The organism is Pseudomonas sp. 8(2025) (assembly GCF_052665325.1).
This window is the reverse complement of record NZ_JBQOIE010000002.1, coordinates 154,466-175,788: the sequence shown is the minus strand read 5'-3', so window position 1 is coordinate 175,788 and position 21,323 is coordinate 154,466. Positions and strand designations below refer to the sequence as shown.

Below are 21,323 nucleotides of genomic sequence, written 5' to 3'. Positions count from 1 at the left end.
AGGTTATTACCAAATGGAACTGATCCTGCTGGAAAAAATCGCCAACCTGGGCAACCTGGGCGATAAGGTAAACGTTAAGGCTGGTTACGGCCGTAACTACCTGCTGCCTTTCGGCAAAGCCACCGCTGCTACCGCTGCCAACCTGGCTGCGTTCGAAGCGCGTCGTGCCGAGCTGGAAAAACTGGCTGCAGAGAAGAAGGCTTCTGCCGAAACTCGCGCTGCGCAACTGGCTGAGCTGGAAGTGACCATCACTGCCACCGCCGGTGACGAAGGCAAGCTGTTCGGTTCGATCGGCACCCACGACATCGCTGATGCACTGACCGCCTCGGGCGTTGAAGTGGCAAAAAGCGAAGTTCGTCTGCCGAACGGCACCATCCGCAACGTAGGTGAATTCGACGTAGCCGTGCACCTGCACGCTGAAGTTGAAGCAACCGTACGCGTTGTCGTGGTGGCTGCTTAAGCAGTACCAAATCGTCTGGCACCTTGTGTGGCTGACGGTTAACATCGGGCACGATCCTGTTTACAGGTCGTGCCCTTTGTCTTTCTGCTGATCCTGATTTTCATCCCCCGAATTCCAAGTGGCCATGAACGATATCTCCGCTCCCGAGCAATACGATCTGCAAACCGCTGCCCTGAAGGTGCCGCCGCACTCCATCGAGGCCGAACAGGCCGTGCTCGGTGGTCTGATGCTGGACAACAACGCCTGGGAACGCGTGTTGGATCAAGTGTCCGACGGCGATTTCTACCGGCATGACCACCGTTTGATCTTCCGCGCCATCGCCAAGCTGGCCGACCAGAACATGCCCATCGACGTGGTTACCCTGTCCGAGCAACTGGACAAGGAAGGCCAGACTTCGCAGGTTGGCGGCCTGGGCTACCTGGGTGAACTGGCGAAGAACACTCCGTCGGTGGCCAACATCAAGGCCTATGCGCAGATCGTTCGCCAGCGGGCAACCCTGCGCCAGCTGATCGGCATCAGCACCGAGATCGCCGACAGTGCCTTCAACCCGGAAGGGCGCACCGCCGAAGAGATTCTCGACGAGGCCGAGCGGCAGATCTTCCAGATCGCCGAAGCGCGGCCCAAGACCGGCGGCCCGGTGGGGGTCAACGAACTGCTGACCAAGGCCATCGACCGCATCGATACCCTGTTCAACACGGACAACGCCATCACCGGCCTGTCCACCGGCTATACCGATCTCGACGAGAAGACCAGCGGCCTGCAGCCGGCCGACTTGATCATCGTCGCCGGCCGTCCGTCCATGGGTAAGACCACCTTCGCCATGAACCTGGTGGAGAACGCGGTACTGCGCAGCGACAAGGCGGTGCTGGTGTACTCCCTGGAGATGCCAGGTGAATCGCTGATCATGCGTATGCTCTCCTCCCTGGGCCGCATCGACCAGACCAAGGTCCGTTCCGGCCAGCTGGAAGACGACGACTGGCCACGCCTGACCTCGGCGGTCAACCTGCTCAACGACCGCAAGCTGTTCATCGACGACACCGCGGGCATCAGCCCCTCGGAGATGCGTGCGCGGACCCGGCGCCTGGTGCGTGAGCACGGCGATATCGCCATGATCATGATCGACTACCTGCAGCTCATGCAGATTCCAGGCTCCAGCGGCGACAACCGGACTAACGAGATTTCCGAGATTTCCCGGTCCCTGAAGGCCCTGGCCAAGGAGTTCAACTGCCCGGTAGTGGCCCTGTCCCAGCTCAACCGCTCCCTGGAACAACGTCCCAACAAGCGCCCGGTGAACTCCGACTTGCGGGAATCCGGAGCGATCGAGCAGGACGCCGACGTGATCATGTTCGTCTACCGGGACGAGGTGTATCACCCGGAAACCGAGCACAAGGGCATTGCCGAGATCATCATCGGCAAGCAGCGGAACGGCCCCATCGGCTTTATCCGCCTGGCGTTCATCGGCAAGTACACCCGCTTCGAGAACCTCGCCCCGGGCAGCTACAACTTCGACGACGACGAATAACCCGCCCGTTCGCCGGCCATCCGCCTGCCGGCGCCTGTAGGAGCCGGCTCGCCGGCGAATCGGCTGCACCGAATTCCGACCATAACGGTCGGAATTGGTTATTTTTTGTGCTATATTCCGCGCCCGCGAATTTCCCTGTGAATCAACGCGTCCCTATCCAAGCCAACACCGGTCATCGACATGCAAGCAGCCAAGCCGTTATTTGACTATCCCAAGTACTGGGCCGAATGTTTCGGGCCAGCACCATTCCTGCCCATGAGCAGGGAGGAGATGGATCAGCTCGGCTGGGATTCCTGCGACATCATCATCGTCACCGGTGATGCCTACGTCGATCACCCGTCGTTCGGCATGGCGATCATCGGCCGGCTGCTGGAGTCCCAGGGCTTTCGCGTCGGGATCATCGCCCAGCCCAACTGGCAGTCCAAAGACGACTTCATGAAGCTCGGCGAGCCGAACCTGTTCTTCGGTGTCGCTGCCGGCAACATGGACTCGATGATCAATCGCTACACCGCCGACAAGAAAATCCGCTCCGACGACGCCTACACCCCCGGTGGCCTGGCGGGCAAACGCCCGGATCGTGCGAGCCTGGTCTACAGCCAGCGCTGCAAGGAAGCCTACAAGCACGTGCCCATCGTTCTCGGCGGCATTGAAGCGTCCCTGCGCCGCATCGCCCACTACGACTACTGGCAGGACCGGGTGCGCAACTCGATCCTGATCGACGCCAGCGCCGATATCCTGCTCTACGGCAACGCCGAGCGAGCCATTGTCGAAGTGGCCCAGCGCCTGTCCTACGGCCACAAGATCGAAGACATCACCGACGTGCGCGGCACCGCTTTCATCCGCCGCGACACGCCCAAGGACTGGTACGAAGTGGACTCCACCCGTATCGACCGCCCGGGCAAGATCGACAAGATCATCAACCCCTACGTCAATACCCAGGACACCCAGGCCTGCGCCATCGAGCAGGAAAAGGGCCCGGTGGACGATCCCCAGGAAGCCAAGGTGGTGCAGATCCTTGCCAGCCCGCGCATGACCCGGGACAAGACCGTGATCCGCCTGCCGTCCATGGAGAAGGTGCGCAACGACCCGGTCCTGTATGCCCACGCCAACCGTGTGCTGCACCTGGAAACCAACCCGGGCAACGCCCGCGCCCTGGTGCAGAAGCATGGCGAAGTGGACGTGTGGTTCAACCCGCCGCCCATTCCCATGACCACCGAGGAAATGGACTACGTGTTCGGCATGCCTTATCAGCGCATTCCGCACCCGGCCTATGGCAAGGAAAAGATCCCGGCCTACGACATGATCCGTTTCTCGGTGAACATCATGCGCGGCTGCTTCGGCGGTTGTACTTTCTGCTCCATCACCGAGCACGAAGGGCGGATCATCCAGAACCGTTCCGAAGAGTCGATCATTCGCGAGATCGAAGAAATTCGCGACAAGGTTCCAGGTTTTACCGGGGTCATTTCCGACCTCGGCGGCCCGACCGCGAACATGTACCGCATCGCCTGCAAGAGCCCGGAAATCGAATCCGCGTGCCGCAAGCCGTCCTGCGTGTTCCCGGGCATCTGTCCGAACCTGAACACCGACCATTCGTCGCTGATCCAGCTGTATCGCAGCGCCCGTGCCTTGCCCGGGGTGAAGAAGATCCTCATCGCCTCCGGCCTGCGCTACGACCTGGCGGTCGAGTCGCCGGAGTACGTCAAGGAGCTGGTGACCCACCACGTGGGCGGCTACTTGAAGATCGCCCCGGAACACACCGAGGAAGGTCCGCTCAATCAGATGATGAAGCCGGGCATTGGTACCTACGACCGCTTCAAGCGGATGTTCGAGAAATACTCCAAGGAAGCGGGCAAGGAGCAGTACCTGATTCCGTACTTCATCGCCGCCCACCCGGGCACCACCGATGAAGACATGATGAACCTGGCCCTGTGGCTCAAGGGCAATGGCTTTCGCGCGGACCAGGTACAGGCGTTCTACCCGTCGCCGATGGCCACCGCCACGGCCATGTACCACTCGGGCAAGAACCCGCTGCGCAAGGTCACCTACAAGAGCGACGGCGTGACCATCGTCAAGAGCGAGGAGCAGCGCCGCCTGCACAAGGCGTTCCTGCGCTACCACGATCCGAAGGGCTGGCCGATGCTGCGCGAGGCTCTGCTGCGCATGGGCCGTGGCGACCTGATCGGTCCGGGCAAGAACCAGCTGATTCCGACCCACCAGCCGGCTACCGACAGCTACCAGAGTGCCCGTCGCAAGAATTCGACACCGGCCGGCAGCCACAAGGTGGCCAAGGAAACCAAGATCCTTACCCAGCACACCGGGCTACCTCCTCGCGGCAGCGACGGCGGCAATGCCTGGGACAAGCGCGAACAGGCCAAGGCTGCGGCGTTTGCCCGCAACAAGCAGGCGGCCAAGGAGCGCGCCGATGCGGCCAAGGGCAAAGGCAAGAAGCCGACCCGCAAGCCGGTAGTGCCGCGCTAAACCCCACAAAACGCCAGCCACCGAGCTGGCGTTTTGCTTTTATGGAGATCGATTTTTTTACCGGCGGGCGAGCAACAAACGGTCAGGGCTTTGTTAAGGTTGCCGGGCTTGCATTGCCGCGATGCCTGGCTGGCTCATGGCTATCAGGCAGATTCACATCGTCAGACCAAGGATGAACCGCGTGACCAGCCCACTAGACGGAGTGATCAGGGACCTCAGCCTGACCCAGGTTCTTGCCCGCCAACGGATCGAAAGCCAGATCAACCTGCCGCGTCTGTTTGCCGCCATCGACACCGATCCCTCGATTGCCGGTGCCGGGGTGGTGTACATCGATGCCGACTTCAATGTCGTGACCCTGCGCGAATTCAGGCCGATCTGCAGCATCGTGCCCAAGCGGGTGATCTTGCGCGAGGCCAAGCGCTACATCGCGCCCCAGCAGTTCGTCGACCAGGTGAAGAACAACCCGCGCGAATCGCGGCTGGCCACTGAATCCATCAACACCACCCTGGCCTGCACGGCCGCAGTGATCGGCTGGCTGGTGGTGTTCAGCGGCAGCATCGCCGTGCCCTTCACCGCCGGTGCCAGTGTCTGGGTGGTAGCGCTTGGGGCCTCGGCGGCGATGGCCGGCACCGCTCAGTGCGTGATTGGCGGCGCGCGGGTGATCAACGAGATCCAGGACCCGGCGGCCAACGACCGCATGGACGATGCCGAGTGGTACAACATAGTCACGCCGATTCTCGATGGCATTTCCCTGGTGGGTGTCGGCGGTTCGGCGCTGACCACGCTCAGGCTGCTCAAGGCCAGCAAGGCGGCGAACACCGGCAAAAGCTGGATGCAGTTGCTCAAGGGCCTCAACCGCCAGGAACGGGCCAAGCTGACCAAGGAACTGTTGACCCTGCGGGACCCGAGCCTGACCTCCAAGCTGCTGAAGCTGCAACAGCGTGCCGGTGCGTTGCCCAGGCGCTATTCGTCGACGCAGATCCGCCACGCCACCCTGACCCAGATGCAGGATGCTCTGGGCGCTGCCCTGAGTACCAGCGGGAGTATCAGCTCCGGCAATCTTGGCCAGGTGAAAACCCTTGCGGTGGGGCTCTACGAGGAGTTCGACGAGTGATAGATGGCGGCCGCATGAGAGACTTCCTGGTACGTTATTTCCCGACCTTCATGCTCACCGTGCTGCTGGGCTGCTTCAGTGCCTCGCTCCTGCTGTCCCTGGCCGGCACCACTTATTGGCGCGCCATGGCACCGCCCCAGCGCGACGAATACCTGCTGTTTGGCCTGTTGGTACTGATCCCGCTGCTGGTGCTGGGCAACCTGCTGATAGTGCGTGGCATTTCCCGCGCGGTATGGTTGGTGGCCGGCTACTTTGTCGCCTGCCTGCTTGGGGTGGTGCCGATGTTTCAGTATCACCCGCACCAGGGGGTGTACCTGTTCGGCGTGTTGCTGCCGCTGCTCGGGCTGTTGCTGCTCAACAGCAAGCGGCACCGGGAAATGCGCGAACGGCTGCTGCAGATCCGCCAGCAGCGCCAGCGCTTCAAGCAGCAGCGCAAGCGCGGCTGATTCGTCGCCTGCCTTCTGGCGCATTTATGTGCAATTGCCTGCACCGGGATGCATCGATTGCGCGGTTTTGGTGCTGTACTGCCCAGGGTCGCTGAACAACCCCATGGACTTGCGCGCTGGCATAAGTCTTGCGCAGGTTCTCCCACCGTTCAGGCTCGCAGGAGGCACGCCGTGTCGATTCATGTCGCATTGCACCATGTCACGCACTATCGCTACGACCGCGCCGTCGAACTGGGCCCGCAGATCGTTCGCCTGCGCCCGGCGGCCCACAGCCGCACGCGAATTCTCTCCTATGCGCTGAAGGTCCAGCCCGAGCAGCATTTCATCAATTGGCAGCAGGACCCGCAGGGCAATTACCTGGCGCGTCTGGTGTTCCCGGAAAAAACCAGCGAGCTGCGGATCGAAGTCGACCTGCTGGCGGAAATGGCGGTGTTCAACCCGTTCGATTTCTTCCTCGAGCCCTACGCCGAGCAGATTCCCTTCGCTTATGCCGCCGATGAACAGCGCGAGCTGGCGCCCTACCTGGAAACCCTGCCCCTGACGCCGAGGTTCCAGGCTTACCTGGACGCCATTTCGCGCTCACCGCTGCCGGCGGTGGATTTCCTGGTGGGCCTGAACCAGCGGTTGAGTGCCGACATCGCCTACCTGATCCGCATGGAGCCCGGGGTGCAGACTCCGGAGCAGACCCTGCTCAACGCCTCCGGCTCCTGCCGGGACTCGGCCTGGCTGCTGGTGCAATTGCTGCGCAACCTGGGGTTGGCGGCGCGCTTTGTCTCCGGCTACCTGATCCAGCTGACGGCGGACGTCAAATCCCTGGATGGCCCCTCCGGCACCGAGGTGGACTTCACCGACCTGCATGCCTGGTGCGAGGTGTACCTGCCGGGCGCCGGCTGGATCGGCCTGGATGCCACGTCCGGGCTGTTCGCCGGGGAAGGGCATATTCCCCTGGCCTGCAGCCCCGACCCCTCTTCAGCAGCGCCCATCACCGGGCTGGTGGAGCCCTGCGAATGCGAATTCAGCCATGAGATGAGTGTGGAGCGCATCTGGGAAGCGCCCCGGGTGACCAAGCCCTACACCGACGAGCAATGGCTGGCGATCCAGGCCCTGGGCCGGCAGATCGATGTCGACCTGCTGGAGGCGGATGTGCGCCTGACCATGGGTGGCGAACCGACTTTCGTCGCCATCGACGATCCCGATGGCCCGGAGTGGAATACGGCAGCCCTGGGGGCGAACAAGCGCCGCCTGGCCGGCGAGCTGTTCCAGCGCCTGCGCCAGCACTATGCGCCCCAGGGCCTGGTGCACTTCGGCCAGGGCAAGTGGTACCCGGGAGAGCAACTGCCGCGCTGGTCGCTGAATTGCCACTGGCGTCGCGACGGTGTACCGGTGTGGCGCAACAACGCGCTGATTGCCGACGAGCATGAAGATTACGCCGCCGATGCGCTGTTGGCCGGACGTTTTCTGGCCAGTGTCGCCGAGCGTCTGAAGCTGCCTGCGCGTTTTGTGTTTCCCGCCTACGAGGACAATTTCTACTACCTGTGGCGCGAAGGCAGCCTGCCGCTGAATGTCAGCGCCGAGGATTCGCGGCTGGAGGATGCCCTGGAGCGGCAGCGCCTGCGCAAGGTTTTCAGCCAGGGGCTGGACAAGGTCATCGGCCAGGTCCTGCCCTTGGCCCGTACCGCCAAGGGCGACCAGTGGCAGAGCGGGCGCTGGTACCTGCGCGATAACCATTGCCGGCTGGTACCGGGTGATTCGCCCCTGGGCTATCGCTTGCCCCTGGCGTCCCAGCCCTGGGTGACGGCGGCGGAGTATCCGTTCATTCACGCCACCGATCCGAACCAGGATTTTCCCGAACTGGCGGGCGCGGCTCAGCTGGCAGCGATTGATGAGCCGGCAGTGGCGGACGAGCGGGTGCCCCAGGTGGACGAGTCCGCCGACTGGCTGACCCGTACCGCGCTCTGCGCCGAGGCGCGCGAGGGGCGGTTGTACCTGTTCATGCCGCCCCTGGAGCGTCTGGAGGATTACCTGCAACTGGTCAGCGTGATCGAGGCCACGGCCGAGGAGCTGCGCTGCCCGGTCTTGCTGGAGGGCTACGAGCCGCCGGCGGACCCTCGCTTGTGCAACTTCCGGGTGACCCCGGACCCGGGGGTGATTGAAGTCAACGTGCAGCCCTCGGTCAGTTGGGACGAGTTGGTGGAGCGCACCGAGTTTCTCTATGAGCAGGCCCGGCAGACGCGCCTGACCAGCGAGAAGTTCATGATCGATGGGCGCCACACCGGCACCGGTGGCGGCAACCATTTTGTCCTTGGCGGAGCCACCCCGGCCGACTCGCCGTTCCTGCGGCGCCCCGACCTGCTGCGCAGCCTGATCAGTTACTGGCACAACCACCCGTCGCTGTCCTACCTGTTTTCCGGGTTGTTCATCGGCCCCACGTCCCAGGCACCGAGGGTCGACGAGGCACGCAATGACGCGCTGTACGAGCTGGAGATTGCCTTCGCGCAGATGCCGGCTCCCGGCCAGGAGTGCGCGCCCTGGTTGGTGGACCGCCTGCTGCGCAACCTGTTGATCGATGTCACCGGCAACACCCATCGCGCCGAGTTCTGCATCGATAAGCTGTATTCGCCGGATGGCGCCACTGGGCGCCTTGGCCTGCTGGAGCTGCGGGCCTTTGAAATGCCGCCCCATGCGCGCATGAGCCTGGCCCAGCAGTTGCTGCTGCGGGCGCTGGTGGCGCGCTTCTGGCGCGAGCCTTACGCACCGGCCCGATTGGCGCGCTGGGGCATCGAACTGCACGATCGTTTTCTGTTGCCGCACTTTATCGAACAGGATTTCGCTGATGTGTTGGTAGAGCTGAATGCCGCCGGCTACCCGCTGCGGGCCGAATGGTTTGCCGCGCACCTGGAGTTCCGCTTTCCCAAGGTCGGCGATTACGCCGTCAGTGGCATCGAGCTGGAACTGCGCCAGGCCCTGGAGCCCTGGCATGTGCTGGGGGAGGAGGGCGCGGCGGGCGGCACGGTGCGTTATGTCGACTCTTCCCTGGAGCGCCTGCAGGTCAAGGTCGGCGGCCTGGTACCCGAGCGCCACGTGCTGACCTGCAATGGCGTGGCGCTGCCCCTGCATCCCACTGGGCGGGTCGGCGAGTTTGTCGCCGGGGTACGTTACCGCGCCTGGCAGCCGGCCAATTGCCTGCAACCCACTATCCCGGTGCATGCACCGCTGGTGTTCGACCTGCTCGATACCTGGATGCAGCGCTCCCTGGGCGGCTGCCAATACCATGTGGCCCACCCCGGCGGGCGTAATTACGACAGCCTGCCGGTGAATGCCAACGAGGCGGAAAGCCGGCGCATGGCGCGCTTCTTCCGCCTTGGCCATAGCCCGGGAAGCCTGGAGGTGCCGCCAGTGGTGATCAATGCCGAGTTGCCGCTGACCCTGGATTTGCGACGCTTCTAATCCACCTGCGACGCCTGTGAGATAGCCATATCCGGGCGTCATGGCGGTGCGTTAATCTGACTTTCCCTGCCGTCTGCCGAGTGTTCCATGCCTGACTTGCTAGACCGTTACCCGCTGACGGCGGGTACCTACCACGAGTTGCTGGATGACCAGGGCCAGGTCCGGGCGCACTGGCAGCGGCTGCTGGAACAGTTGCAGCGCAGCAGCCCCGGTCAACTGGCCCAGCGCCAGGCGCTGCTGACCCGGCAGATCCACGAGAACGGCGTCACCTACAACGTCTATGCCGACCCCAAGGGCGCCGACCGGCCCTGGGAACTGGACCTGTTGCCCCATGTGATCGCGGCGGATGAATGGCAGTTGCTGTCCACCGGAATCGCCCAGCGCGCTCGCCTGCTCAATGCCGTGCTGGCGGACCTGTATGGCCCGCAGCGGTTGATCCGTGAAGGGCTGCTGCCGGCGGAACTGGTGTTCGGCCACAACAATTTCCTCTGGCCGTGCCAGGGCATCTGCCCGCCGGAACAGACCTTCCTGCACCTGTATGCCGTGGACCTGGCACGCAGCCCGGACGGGCGCTGGTGGGTCACCGCCGACCGTACCCAGGCGCCCTCCGGGGCCGGCTATGCCCTGGAGAACCGCATGAGCGTGTCCCGGGCGTTCCCCGACCTGTACCGCGACCTGCAAGTGCAGCACCTGGCCGGGTTCTTCCGCACCCTGCAGGAAACCCTGGCCCGCCAGGCACCCCGGGACAGCGAAGCGCCGCTGGTGGTGCTGCTGACGCCAGGGCGGTTCAACGAGAGCTATTTCGAGCACCTGTACCTGGCGCGACAGCTTGGCTACCCGCTGGTGGAGGGCGGCGACCTGACCGTGCGTGATGCCACGGTGTACCTCAAGACTCTCAGCGGCCTGCGCCGGGTGCACGCCATCATGCGTCGCCTGGACGACGATTTCTGCGATCCGCTGGAGTTGCGCACTGACTCGGCCCTGGGGGTTCCCGGGCTGCTGGACGCGGTGCGCCAGGGCCGGGTGCTGGTGGCCAACGCCCTGGGCAGCGGGGTGCTGGAGTCCCCCGGCCTGCTGGGCTTCCTGCCGAAGATCAGCCAGTTTCTGCTGGGCGAGGAACTGCTTCTGCCGTCCATCGCTACCTGGTGGTGCGGCGAGGCCCCGGTGCTGCAGCAGGCCCTGGAAAAACTCCCGGATCTGCTGGTCAAGCCGGCCTTCGCTTCCCAGAGCTTCACCCCGGTGCTGGGCCGCGACCTGGACCCCGAGCAACGCCTGCAAATGGCTGAGCGCATTCGGGCGCGGCCCTATGCCTATGTCGCCCAGGAATTGCCGCAACTGTCCCAGGCGCCGGTCTGGCAGGCCGAGAACGGGCAGCTGCAGCCCCGTGCCATCGGCATGCGGGTGTATGCGGTGGCCAGCGAGGACGGCTACCGGGTGCTGCCCGGAGGCCTGACCCGGGTCGCTGCCCAGGCCGGTGCCGAAGTGGTGTCGATGCAGCGCGGTGGCGCCAGCAAGGACACCTGGGTGCTGGGGGAGCGGGCGCCCAGCGGCGAGCAGTGGAAGGCCCAGCGCACCATCGGCGTGTATGACCTGGTGCGCCGCGATCCCTACCTGCCGTCGCGGGTGGTGGAAAACCTGTTCTGGTTCGGCCGTTATTGCGAGCGCTGTGACGACAGTGCGCGGCTGCTGCGGATCATGCTGGCGCGCTATGTCGATGGCGATGACCCGCAAGCCTTGCTGGCCGCGGTGGACCTGGGAGAAAGCCTGATGCTGCTGCCGGATGAGGGCGAGCTGCCCGAGCGCCTGCTGGCGGCCCTGTTGGGTGAGGACTGGTCCTTCAGCCTGCGCTCCAACCTGCAACGCTTGCAGTGGGCGGCTTCCCAGGTACGCGGCAAGCTGTCCCGGGAAAACTGGCAGGCCCTGGTGGAGCTGCAGCGCGAGGCCCAGGAGCTGGACACTCCGGAGCCGGATTTCGCCGAACTGCTGGATTTTCTCAACCGCCTGGTGATGTCCCTGGCGGCGCTCTCCGGGTTCGCCCTGGACGACATGACCCGCGACGAAGGCTGGCGCTTCCTGATGATTGGCCGGCGCATCGAGCGCCTGCAGTTCCTCAGCAGCAGCCTCGCGGCCTTCCTGCGGGGCACCGCGGCCTTCGACCAGGCCGGCCTGGACTGGCTGCTGGAGCTGGGTAACAGCAGCATCACCTACCGGTCGCGCTACCTGGCGGTGGCGCAGTTGATTCCGGTCCTCGACCTGTTGCTGCTGGATGAACAGAACCCCCACGCCGTGTTGTTCCAGCTCAAGCTGGTGACCCGCACCCTCAAGCGCCTCAACGATGATTTCGGCGTGCCCCGCGAGCTGGCGCTGCCGCGGCTGGTGGAGCGCCTGGCGCATTTCGACCTGGGCTGCCTGGAGAACTCGCTGTTCGGCGAGGCCAGTGTGCGCGCCGCAGTGGAGGGCCTGGCGGACCTGCTGCAGGAGATCGCCGAGGTCAGCGGGCAGGTTTCGGACCGCCTGGCGCTGCGGCATTTCGCCCATGTGGATGATGTCAGCCAGCAAACGGTGTCGGTCTGATGAGCGCGCGCTACCAGGTGTTCCACGACACCCACTACCGCTACGACAGCCCGGTGTCCCTGGCCCAGCAACTGGCGCACCTGTGGCCCCGGGCCTGTGCCTGGCAACTGTGCAGCGAGCGGCAATTGCTGATCAGCCCCGACCCTACCAGCCGTCGTGACGAGCAGGATGTATTCGGCAATCCGCTGACCCGCCTGGCCTTCGAGCGGCCCCATGACGAATTGCTGGTCAATGCCCAGCTCAGTGTCGAGGTGCTGGAGCGGCCGGCGCTGGATTTTGCCGCGTCACTGCCCTGGGATGCCGCCCGCGGCGCCCTGACCTACAGCGGCCAGCCCTTGTCCGAGGCGTTGCTGGAAGCCTGTCGCTACCGTTTCGAATCGCCTTATGTGCATCTGAAGCAGAGTTTTGTCGAGTTCTGCGCCAGTTGCTTCGTACCGGGGCGGCCGCTGTTGCAGGGCGCCCAGGCGTTGATGGAGAAGATCTTCAGTGAGTTCACTTTCGACGCCGAAGCCACCCAGGTGGCGACGCCGCTGGTGGAGGTGCTGGAACGTCGGCGCGGGGTGTGCCAGGACTTCGCCCACCTGATGCTGGCCTGCCTGCGCTCGCGAGGGCTGGCGGCGCGCTATGTCAGTGGCTACCTGCTGACCCAGCCACCGCCGGGGCAGCCGCGGCTGATCGGCGCCGATGCTTCCCATGCCTGGGTTTCAGTGTTTTGCCCGGTGCTGGGCTGGGTGGATTTCGACCCGACCAACAACGTGCAGCCGGCGCTGGAGCACATCACCCTGGCCTGGGGCCGGGATTTTTCCGATGTGTCGCCGTTGCGTGGGGTGATTCTGGGAGGGGGCAGCCATGACCCGGATGTTCGGGTCACCGTCATGCCCCTGGCATGACACTGCCATCTCCGACCTTGCAGGAGCCGGCTTGCCAGCGATGGGGCCTGCGGATATTGCGTAGGGCTGGAGAGCGCTTTCGCTGGCCAGCCAGCTCCTACGGGGCAGGTCAGGCCTGGGGGGCCTCGGGCTCGGCGTCGTCGACGCTCACTTCACCTTCTGCATCCGGGTTCAGTGCGCTGGTTTCTTCAGCGGCGGCTTTCTTGCGTTGCAGCTTTTCCTCTTTCTTCTGTTCCTTGGCCAAGTCACGTTGACGTTTGGCGAAGGAGTAGTTGGGTTTGGCCATGGGCGATCCTCTGGGGTCGAAGGTGAGGTTGAGCGGCGCGTATTCTGCCTGTTATCGGGGCCGGGTGGTTAGCTGGGTTTGCCTTCGGCCCATTTGTCCGGGACCGTCGGTTGCCAGGCGTCCAGCGCATCCAGCAGGCCGGCCGGCGACTCGCTCATTTGCAGCATGTCACGGTGCGGGGCACGGACGAAGCCTTCGCCGACGATATGATCGAGAAAACCGCTGAGTTTTTCGTAGAAGCCATTCACTTCCAGCAGGCCGAGCGGCTTGTGGTGGTAGCCCAACTGGCCCCAGGTCCAGACTTCGAACAGTTCTTCCAGGGTTCCCAGGCCGCCGGGCAGGGCGATGAAGGCGTCGCTGAGCTCGGCCATGCGCGCCTTGCGGGCGTGCATGCCGTCCACCACTTCCAGGCGGGTCAGGCCGCGATGGCCGATTTCCTTGTCCTTCAGGCTTTGCGGAATGATCCCGATGACTTCGCCCCCGGCCGCCAGGGCCGCGTCGGCGACGATGCCCATCAGCCCTACCGCGCCGCCGCCATACACCAGGGTCAGCTTGCGCTCGGCGATGGCCCGGCCCAGGGCCTGGGCGGCTTCACGATAGAGAGGGTTGGCGCCGGTGCTGGCGCCACAGAATACACAGACAGAAGTTAACGACATGCCTTACTCCGAGGTCATTGATGGCCTCAGAGTAAAGGCTCGCCGGCCTCGCTCCAAGTATTAAACCTCCCGTTGCGGGGTTTCATGGGTACCGCTGGCGCCACAGGCGTAGGCGGCGAGCAAGCTGCGAAACAGGCTGTTCAACGGCATGAGGGTGACTCCGATCAGGGACGATGGCGTGATTCTAGAAGCGTGCCATGCCGCTGGCCGGTTGATTGTCTTGATCAGGTCGATAGCAGAGAGTTGTATACAATTTTTTGATGCAAATCATAGGAACTTGCGAGAAATTCAGGCAGTCTTCCGTCCCATGGATTCAGATGGATTTTGTTAACCCTGCCTTGGAGATTCACCATGTTTGCCAAACTCGTTGCGGTATCCCTGTTGACACTGGCCAGCAGCCAACTGATGGCCGCCGAATGCAAGGTCGATGTCGACTCTACCGACCAGATGTCCTTCAACACTAAGGAAATCACCATCGACAAGAGCTGCAAGACCTTCACCGTGAACCTGACCCACTCCGGCAGCCTGCCGAAGAACGTCATGGGCCACAACTGGGTACTGAGCAAGACCGCAGACATGGCTGGCATCGCCACCGACGGCATGGCCGCCGGCATCGACAAGAGCTACCTGAAGGAAGGCGACACCCGCGTCATCGCCCACACCAAGATCATCGGTGCCGGCGAGAAAGATTCGGTGACCTTCGACGTATCGAAGCTGACCGCTGGCGAAAGCTACCAGTTCTTCTGCTCGTTCCCAGGCCACAACTCGATGATGAAAGGCGCTGTGGTCCTGAAGTAAGCATCAGGCCCGGCTGCAACAAGAAAGCGCCCCCAGGGGCGCTTTTTTTGTGTGCATCCGTAGGAGCGGGCTTGCCCGCGAAGAGGCCCTCGAGCCTTGTGCAGCACAAGCGGCCCTTTCGCCGGCAAGCCGGCACCTACAGAGCGAGGCGGGTCATGGGGCGAAGGGCATGACGCGTTTGTGACGGGTCTTGCGGTAGGTGTCGCAGATGATCTTGAAGGCTTCCTCACGTACCGGCTGGCCATGCAGGAAGGCGTCGATCTCGGCGTAGGTGACGCCGTGGGACGCTTCGTCCGGCTTGCCCGGCGACAGGTCTTCGAGGTCGGCGGTAGGGACCTTTTCCACCAGCGATTCCGGGGCACCGAAGTGGCGGGCAATGGAGCGCACCTGGTTTTTCACCAGGCCGCTCAGGGGCGCCAGGTCGCAGGCGCCGTCACCGAACTTGGTAAAGAAACCCATCACCGCTTCGGCGGCGTGGTCGGTACCTATCACCAGGCCATGGGCGGCGCCGGCGATGGTGTACTGGGCCACCATGCGCATCCGCGCCTTGGTGTTGCCGAGGACGAAATCCCGGGACACCGCGTGCTGCCCCTCGAAGGCCGCCACTTCGTTGGCCAGGGCCCTGACCGCCGGGCCGATGTTCACGGTGTGGCGTTCGTCAGGGTTGATGAAGTCCACCGAGGCCTGGGCATCGTGCTCGTCGAACTGGGTCTCATAGGGCAGGCGCACGGCAATGAAGCGGTAGCCATCGTCCCCGCTGCGTTCGCGCAATTCACGCATCGCCCGTTGGGCCAGCAGGCCGGCGGTCAGGGAGTCGACGCCGCCGCTGATACCCAGCACCAGGGACTTGAGCCCGGAATTGACCAGGCAGTCCTGGATGAAGCGGATGCGCCGGGCGATTTCTGCCTCAAGGGCGGCGTGGTCGGGAAAAGGTGCTTGGACCTTGAGCTGCTGCGCAATCTCACGCTGTACGGCTTGCATGATTCACTCCTTGCCAGGTTGGGCAGGTACTTGGAAAACGTGGCGCAAGTAAGCGACGAAGTTCGGATCCTTGCAATGGGTCTTGCCCGCTTCATCGGAGATCTTGGCGACGGGCTGGCCATTGCAGGCAGCCATTTTAAGCACGATGCTCATCGGCTCGACACCGGGAATGTCACAGGTCAGGTTGGTGCCGATGCCGAAGCTGACATTGATCCGCCCCCGCAGCGCACGGAATATTTCCAGGGCGCGCGGCAGGCTCAGGCTGTCGGAGAACACCAGGGTCTTGCTCATCGGATCGATGCCCAGCTTGTGGTAGTGGGCGATGGCCTTTTCCGCCCAAAGGATCGGGTCGCCGGAGTCGTGGCGCAGGCCGTCGAACAGCTTGGCGAAGAACAGGTCGAAATCGCCGAGGAAAGCATCGGTGGTGATGCAATCCGTCAGGGCGATGCCCAGCAAGCCACGGTATTCGCGGACCCAGCAGTCGAGGGCGGCGATCTGGCTGTCGATCAGCCGCGGCCCCAGTTGCTGGTGGGCCATGATCCATTCGTGGGCCATGGTGCCCAGGGGTTTCATGTTCAGTTCCCGGGACAGGTGCACGTTGCTGGTGCCGACAAAACGTCCGGGGAAATCGTGCTTGAGCACGTTCACTACTTCTTCCTGGACCCGGTAGGAAAAGCGTCGGCGGGTGCCGAAATCCGCCACTTGCAGCTCGGAAAGTTCTTCGCTGCTGGCGTTGGCGGTCAGCCAGTCGAACTTGCGGTACAGCTGCTCGCGGGCCTGGACCAGCTGGATCTCGCGATAGCGGTAGCGGTTGCGCACCTCGCTGATGATGGCCAGCATCGGCACTTCGAACAGGATCACGTGCAGCCAGGGGCCGCGCAGGCGGATAAACAGCTCGCCGTCCTCGATGCCGGTATGCACGTAGCGCAGGTTGAAGCGAAACAGCCCGAGAAAGCGCAGGAAATCCGGCTTGAGGAAGCTGATCCGTTCGAGAAAGCCCAACTGGTCGGCGCTCAGGCTCAGTTCCGCCAGGCGCTCGAACTGGTAGCGGATCTCTGCCAGATAGGGCCGCAGGTCCTCGCTGTTACGGCAACGAAACTCCCATTCCACCTCGACGTTGGGGTAGTTGTGCAGCACCGCCTGCATCATGGTCAGTTTGTAGAAGTCGGTGTCGAGCAGGTTCTGCACGATGCGATCGGCAAACACACTCTCGCTCATAACGGGAATCTCCATGCTGGCCGCGACGGACAAGTGCGGCATTCAGCTCTTTCAATGAAGGCGCTAGTGGCGCATAGACGCGCAGCGCTTTGCCAGTGTTTTTTGTGGCGGGCCATTCTCCGGCCGTAGGAGCTGGCTTGCCAGCGAACGGATCTTCAGTCTTGAGCAGGGCTCAAGGGCCCCATCGCCGGCAAGCCGGCTCCTACGGGAGGGGCGAGTCGTTGTGTTCGAGCATCCAGCGCACGAAGTCCCGGACCTTGGGCACTTCCGCCGAGTGTTCGGGGTAGGCCAGGTAATAGGCGTCCTGGCTGGGCATGGCGTATTCCCAGGCGATCACCAGCTTGCCTTCAGCCAGTTCTTCTTCCACCAGAAAACGTGGCAGCAGGGCGACCCCGCAGCCGACCTGGGCCGCACGGATGCACATATAGAAGGTTTCGAAGCGTGGGCCGTGGTAGCTGTGCTCGGTCTGGTAGCCCTGTTGATCGAACCATTCGTGCCAGCCCTGGGGCCGTGAAGCGTTCTGCAACAGCACCAGTTCAGTGAGTTGCCTGGGGTCGGTCAAGGGCTCGGCGGGCAGGCTGTCAGGGGCGCAGACCGCCACCAGCTCTTCGCTGAACAGCTTCAGGCTCTCGGTGCCGGGGCGTGAACCCTGGCCAAAGTAGAAGGCCAGGTCGGCATGGCCCTGGAGCAGTTCGTCAGGCTCTTGCTCATTGCACAGGTCCAGGTGGATGTGCGGGTGGCGCAGTCGCCAGCCCTTGAGGCGCGGCACCAGCCAGCGGGCGCCAAAAGTGTAGGGCGTGGAGACTCGTAGGACTTCGGTCTCGCCGCCGTAGGAACGCAGGTAATGGGTAGACATCTCCACCTGGGTGAGGATCTTGCGCACCTCCACCAGGTACAGGTCGCCGGCCGGAGTCAGTTGCAGGCGCCGCCGTACCCGACGAAACAGCAGGTGTTGCAGCAGCTCTTCCAGTTGCGCCACTTGCTTGCTCACCGCGCTCTGGGTCAGGTTGAGCTCTTCGGCCGCACGGGTGAAGCTCAGGTGCCGGGTCACGGCCTCGAAGCACTGCAGGGCGGTGATCGACGGCAAGTAGCGTTTGTTGAGCATGGGTGGTCCTTGTTCTTATGGGTGCCAGCGAGCGGCTCAGCATGAATAAACGGAATGATATCTCGCTTAAAGGTCGTTTGTTGGCAAGTCTCGGGCCAGCTACAACTACTAGCCTTGATGGCCGTCGCAGCGGCCTGGTTCTTTCGCTTTCATCTGTAAGGAGTAACCCCATGGTTGCCGCATTGCTTGATCGTCTGGGTGTCAACCCGGCCCTGTACCAGTCGGGCACCCAGCCTGTGCACTCGCCCATCGACGGCAGCCGGATCGCCGCGGTGAACTGGCAGGGCGCCGCCGAGGTGGAGCAGCAGGTCAGTCGCGCAGAGCATGCATTCGCCCTGTGGCGCAAGGTGCCGGCACCCCGTCGCGGCGAGCTGGTGCGGCAATTCGGCGAGGTGCTGCGCGAGTACAAGGCCGACCTGGGGGAGCTGGTGTCCTGGGAAGCCGGCAAGATCACCCAGGAAGGCCTGGGGGAAGTGCAGGAAATGATCGACATCTGCGACTTCGCCGTCGGCCTGTCGCGCCAGCTCTACGGCCTGACCATCGCCTCCGAGCGCTCGGGCCATCACATGCGTGAAACCTGGCATCCCCTGGGGGTTGTCGGGGTGATCAGCGCCTTCAACTTCCCGGTAGCGGTCTGGGCCTGGAACACCACCCTGGCGCTGGTCTGCGGCAACCCGGTGATCTGGAAACCCTCGGAAAAGACCCCGCTCACCGCCCTGGCCTGCCAGGCGCTGCTGGAGCGCGTGTTGAAGAACTTCCAGGATGCGCCCGAATACCTGAGCCAGGTGATCATCGGCGGCCGTGATGCCGGCGCCGCCCTGGTGGACGATCCGCGGGTGGCCCTGATCAGTGCCACCGGCAGCACCCGCATGGGCCGCGAAGTGGCGCCGAAAGTGGCCGCGCGTTTTGCCCGCAGCATCCTCGAACTGGGCGGCAACAATGCCATGATCCTCGGCCCCAGCGCCGATCTGGACATGGCGGTGCGCGCCATCCTGTTCAGCGCCGTGGGTACCGCCGGCCAGCGTTGCACCACCCTGCGTCGCCTGATTGCCCACGAGTCGGTGAAAGAGGAAATCATCAGCCGCCTCAAGACGGCCTATTCCAAGGTGCGCATCGGCCACCCGCTGGAAGGCAACCTGATCGGCCCGCTGATCGACAAGCACAGTTTCGAGGCGATGCAGGATGCCCTGGAGCAGGCCCTGAGCGAGGGCGGCCGGGTCTTCGGCGGCCAGCGCCAGTTGCAGGACCAGTTCCCCAACGCCTACTACGTGTCGCCGGCCATCGTCGAAATGCCCGAGCAGAGCGAGGTGGTGTGCAGCGAAACCTTCGCGCCGATCCTCTATGTGATCGGCTACAACGACTTCGAAGAAGCGCTGCGCCTGAACAACGCCGTGCCTCAGGGCCTGTCGTCCTGCATCTTCACCACCGACGTGCGTGAGGCCGAGCAGTTCATGTCGGCGGTGGGCAGCGACTGCGGCATCGCCAACGTCAACATCGGCCCCAGCGGCGCAGAGATCGGCGGCGCCTTCGGCGGCGAGAAGGAAACCGGCGGCGGTCGCGAATCCGGCTCCGATGCCTGGCGCGGCTACATGCGGCGCCAGACCAACACCGTCAACTACTCCCGGGAGCTGCCGCTGGCCCAGGGCATCACCTTCGATTGAGTCTTTTCGCGAGCACGCTCGCTCCTGCGGGGAGGTTTGTAGGAGCCAGCTTGCTGGCGAACAGCGGCAAGTGCGTTTCAGCGTCTGTGGTTCGTTGATTTCGGAGTCTGGCAATGGCGCTACAAGAACAATGTCTGTGGGAAACACTCACCCCGCAACGGCCTGACAGGGCGCCGCTCAAGGGCGAGCTGACGGCGGATGTGTGCATCATCGGCGCCGGCTTCACCGGGCTGTCGGCCGCCGTGCATTTGCTGGAGCAGGGCAAGCGGGTCTGTGTGGTCGAAGCCCACCGCGCGGGGCACGGCGGTTCAGGGCGCAACGTCGGGCTGGTGAACGCCGGCATGTGGATCCCGCCGGACGAGATCGAGGCCGGTTTCGGCGAGCAGGTGGGCAGCCAGCTCAACCGCATGCTCGGCGCGGCGCCGTCATTGGTGTTCAGCCTGGTGGACAAGTACCACATCGATTGCCAGCTGCGCCGCGAAGGCACTTTGCACATGGCCCACAACGCCCGGGGCGAGGCCGATCTGCGCAGCCGTGAAGAACAGTGGAAACGTCGCGGGGCCCCCGTGGAGTTGCTGACCGGCGCGGCGTGCGAAGCGGCCACCGGCACTCGCAAGATTGCCGCGGCCCTGCTCGACCGGCGGGCGGGAACCCTCAACCCCATGGCTTACGTCAGCGGCCTGGCCAGGGCGGCGACGGAATTGGGCGGGCGTCTGTTCGACCATTCCGCGGTCACCCGCCTGGAGCGCCAGGGCCAGCGCTGGTCGGTGCAGACCGAGCAGGGCTCGGTGCTGGCCGAGCAGGTGGTGATCGCCTCCAACGCCTACACCGAAGGCGACTGGACCGAGCTGCGGCGCAACTTCTTCCCCGGCTACTACTACCAGGTGGCTTCCGCGCCCCTGACCGAAGAAGCGGCCCGGCAGATCCTGCCCGGGGGCCAGGGCTCCTGGGATACCCGACAGGTGCTCAGCAGCATCCGCCGGGATGCCGAGGGCCGCCTGTTGCTGGGCAGCCTGGGCAATGGCAGCCAGAAGCCCTTGTGGTTCCTCAAGGCCTGGGCCGACCGCGTACAGCAGCATTACTTCCCGTACCTCAAGCCGGTGGAGTGGGAATGCACCTGGACCGGCTGCATCGCCTTCACCCCCGACCACCTGATGCGCCTGTTCGAGCCGGCCCCGGGCCTGGTGGCTGTCACCGGTTACAACGGCCGGGGCGTGACCACCGGAACCGTGGTGGGCAAGGCCTTCGCCGACTACCTGTGCAACGGCGACCCCCAGGCCCTGCCGATCCCCTTCGCAGCCATGCAGCCCCTGGCCGGCGTGGGCTTGCGCAGTTGCCTGTACGAAGCCGGCTTCTCCCTCTACCACGCGGGCCAGTGCCTGCGAATTGTGATCTGAACAAGGAAATAGTGGGCGGCCGACGACGCTTTTCGATGCAGCGACTAGCCTGTAATGGTGCGGCTCGTAGCAGTCTCGCACCAGCAGTGTGCAGTTCGGTGACGCGAGCTGTTACAGCAGGGTTGCACGTTGAATTGTGTCGCGGTTGCAATGATGGCACGCATGGGTTGCGCCCATTAAAAAGCAGGGTTTTACCTTCCGCGGTTTAGACGGTTGCACGCCCAATAAAAAAGGGCTCGAAACAGTCGAAATAACAATAAGACAGCGACTTTTTTCAGAATAAAAAACCA

The 21,323-nt window shown here is 63.9% G+C and carries 16 protein-coding genes; 11 read left to right on the top strand and 5 right to left on the bottom strand.

All coding sequences use genetic code 11. The annotated features are described in order from the left end of the window. The first annotated feature begins 13 nt into the window (after positions 1-13). From rplI to ACUXVH_RS04670, 8 genes are all read left to right on the top strand, one after another. Complete coding sequence (rplI, locus tag ACUXVH_RS04705; RefSeq protein WP_007921484.1) at positions 14-460, top strand: 50S ribosomal protein L9; 447 nt, start codon at positions 14-16, stop codon at positions 458-460. A 124-nt stretch (positions 461-584) separates the two neighbouring features. Beyond that, positions 585-1,982, top strand: a complete 1,398-nt coding sequence (dnaB, locus tag ACUXVH_RS04700) for a replicative DNA helicase (protein WP_011058951.1) — start codon at positions 585-587, stop codon at positions 1,980-1,982. Positions 1,983-2,162: 180 nt separating this feature from the next. Beyond that, a complete protein-coding gene (locus ACUXVH_RS04695) occupies positions 2,163-4,460 on the top strand; it encodes a YgiQ family radical SAM protein (RefSeq protein WP_011058952.1) in 2,298 nt (765 codons plus the stop codon). 172 nt (positions 4,461-4,632) lie between these two features. Beyond that, the gene (locus tag ACUXVH_RS04690) at positions 4,633-5,574 is read left to right on the top strand and encodes an NAD synthetase (protein ID WP_445494082.1); all 942 of its coding nucleotides are present in this window, start codon (positions 4,633-4,635) and stop codon (positions 5,572-5,574) included. Continuing rightward, positions 5,571-6,020: a hypothetical protein gene (locus ACUXVH_RS04685; protein ID WP_011058954.1), complete on the top strand. Its 450-nt coding sequence runs from the start codon at positions 5,571-5,573 to the stop codon at positions 6,018-6,020. Before ACUXVH_RS04690 ends, ACUXVH_RS04685 begins: the two co-directional genes overlap by 4 nt. 171 nt (positions 6,021-6,191) lie before the next feature. Further along, the gene (locus tag ACUXVH_RS04680) at positions 6,192-9,467 is read left to right on the top strand and encodes a transglutaminase family protein (RefSeq protein WP_065364887.1); all 3,276 of its coding nucleotides are present in this window, start codon (positions 6,192-6,194) and stop codon (positions 9,465-9,467) included. Positions 9,468-9,554: 87 nt separating this feature from the next. Further along, entirely contained in the window at positions 9,555-12,041 is a 2,487-nt protein-coding gene (locus ACUXVH_RS04675; RefSeq protein WP_445494079.1) for a circularly permuted type 2 ATP-grasp protein, read from the top strand. Beyond that, a complete protein-coding gene (locus ACUXVH_RS04670) occupies positions 12,041-12,931 on the top strand; it encodes a transglutaminase family protein (protein ID WP_011058957.1) in 891 nt (296 codons plus the stop codon). Before ACUXVH_RS04675 ends, ACUXVH_RS04670 begins: the two co-directional genes overlap by 1 nt. A 109-nt stretch (positions 12,932-13,040) precedes the next feature. Here ACUXVH_RS04670 and ACUXVH_RS04665 read toward each other — a convergent pair whose 3' ends face one another. Further along, a complete protein-coding gene (locus tag ACUXVH_RS04665; protein ID WP_011058958.1) occupies positions 13,041-13,217 on the bottom strand; it encodes a hypothetical protein in 177 nt (58 codons plus the stop codon). 68 nt (positions 13,218-13,285) lie between these two features. Further along, positions 13,286-13,873 (bottom strand): LOG family protein, encoded by a 588-nt coding sequence (locus ACUXVH_RS04660; protein WP_019096143.1) that lies wholly within the window; start codon positions 13,871-13,873, stop codon positions 13,286-13,288. Between the two features lie 351 nt (positions 13,874-14,224). Here ACUXVH_RS04660 and azu point away from each other — a divergent pair, with 351 nt between their 5' ends. Beyond that, positions 14,225-14,671 carry an azurin gene (azu, locus tag ACUXVH_RS04655; protein WP_011058960.1) on the top strand — a complete coding sequence of 149 codons (447 nt, stop codon included), beginning with the start codon at positions 14,225-14,227 and terminating at the stop codon, positions 14,669-14,671. A 153-nt stretch (positions 14,672-14,824) separates the two neighbouring features. On the opposite strand, the gene nadE is transcribed toward azu, so the two are convergent. The 3 genes from nadE to ACUXVH_RS04640 form a co-directional block, all read right to left on the bottom strand. After that, entirely contained in the window at positions 14,825-15,652 is an 828-nt protein-coding gene (gene nadE / locus ACUXVH_RS04650; protein WP_445494076.1) for an ammonia-dependent NAD(+) synthetase, read from the bottom strand. A gap of 3 nt (positions 15,653-15,655) precedes the next feature. Then, positions 15,656-16,870, bottom strand: coding sequence for a nicotinate phosphoribosyltransferase (pncB, locus tag ACUXVH_RS04645; protein ID WP_015633947.1), 1,215 nt, complete (start codon positions 16,868-16,870; stop codon positions 15,656-15,658). A gap of 202 nt (positions 16,871-17,072) precedes the next feature. After that, the gene (locus tag ACUXVH_RS04640) at positions 17,073-17,975 is read right to left on the bottom strand and encodes a LysR family transcriptional regulator (RefSeq protein ID WP_015633948.1); all 903 of its coding nucleotides are present in this window, start codon (positions 17,973-17,975) and stop codon (positions 17,073-17,075) included. A 170-nt stretch (positions 17,976-18,145) separates the two neighbouring features. On the opposite strand from ACUXVH_RS04640, the gene amaB reads away from it, so the two are divergent. Together amaB and amaA are read left to right on the top strand one after the other, a co-directional pair. Continuing rightward, complete coding sequence (gene amaB, locus ACUXVH_RS04635) at positions 18,146-19,636, top strand: L-piperidine-6-carboxylate dehydrogenase (protein ID WP_282598878.1); 1,491 nt, start codon at positions 18,146-18,148, stop codon at positions 19,634-19,636. A gap of 113 nt (positions 19,637-19,749) precedes the next feature. After that, positions 19,750-21,033: an L-pipecolate oxidase gene (amaA, locus tag ACUXVH_RS04630; RefSeq protein ID WP_220223620.1), complete on the top strand. Its 1,284-nt coding sequence runs from the start codon at positions 19,750-19,752 to the stop codon at positions 21,031-21,033. The last annotated feature ends 290 nt before the right edge of the window (positions 21,034-21,323 follow it).

Bases quoted from the DNA above. Each gene is read 5' to 3' on its own strand.
- amaA (WP_220223620.1), top strand. From the start codon at position 19,750: ATGGCGCTACAAGAACAATGTCTGTGGGAAACACTCACCCCGCAACGG.
- amaB (WP_282598878.1), top strand. From the start codon at position 18,146: ATGGTTGCCGCATTGCTTGATCGTCTGGGTGTCAACCCGGCCCTGTAC.
- ACUXVH_RS04665 (WP_011058958.1), bottom strand. From the start codon at position 13,217: ATGGCCAAACCCAACTACTCCTTCGCCAAACGTCAACGTGACTTGGCC.
- ACUXVH_RS04660 (WP_019096143.1), bottom strand. From the start codon at position 13,873: ATGTCGTTAACTTCTGTCTGTGTATTCTGTGGCGCCAGCACCGGCGCC.
- ACUXVH_RS04695 (WP_011058952.1), top strand. From the start codon at position 2,163: ATGCAAGCAGCCAAGCCGTTATTTGACTATCCCAAGTACTGGGCCGAA.
- ACUXVH_RS04690 (WP_445494082.1), top strand. From the start codon at position 4,633: ATGAACCGCGTGACCAGCCCACTAGACGGAGTGATCAGGGACCTCAGC.
- nadE (WP_445494076.1), bottom strand. From the start codon at position 15,652: ATGCAAGCCGTACAGCGTGAGATTGCGCAGCAGCTCAAGGTCCAAGCA.
- ACUXVH_RS04670 (WP_011058957.1), top strand. From the start codon at position 12,041: ATGAGCGCGCGCTACCAGGTGTTCCACGACACCCACTACCGCTACGAC.
- pncB (WP_015633947.1), bottom strand. From the start codon at position 16,870: ATGAGCGAGAGTGTGTTTGCCGATCGCATCGTGCAGAACCTGCTCGAC.
- ACUXVH_RS04675 (WP_445494079.1), top strand. From the start codon at position 9,555: ATGCCTGACTTGCTAGACCGTTACCCGCTGACGGCGGGTACCTACCAC.
- rplI (WP_007921484.1), top strand. From the start codon at position 14: ATGGAACTGATCCTGCTGGAAAAAATCGCCAACCTGGGCAACCTGGGC.
- dnaB (WP_011058951.1), top strand. From the start codon at position 585: ATGAACGATATCTCCGCTCCCGAGCAATACGATCTGCAAACCGCTGCC.
- azu (WP_011058960.1), top strand. From the start codon at position 14,225: ATGTTTGCCAAACTCGTTGCGGTATCCCTGTTGACACTGGCCAGCAGC.
- ACUXVH_RS04640 (WP_015633948.1), bottom strand. From the start codon at position 17,975: ATGCTCAACAAACGCTACTTGCCGTCGATCACCGCCCTGCAGTGCTTC.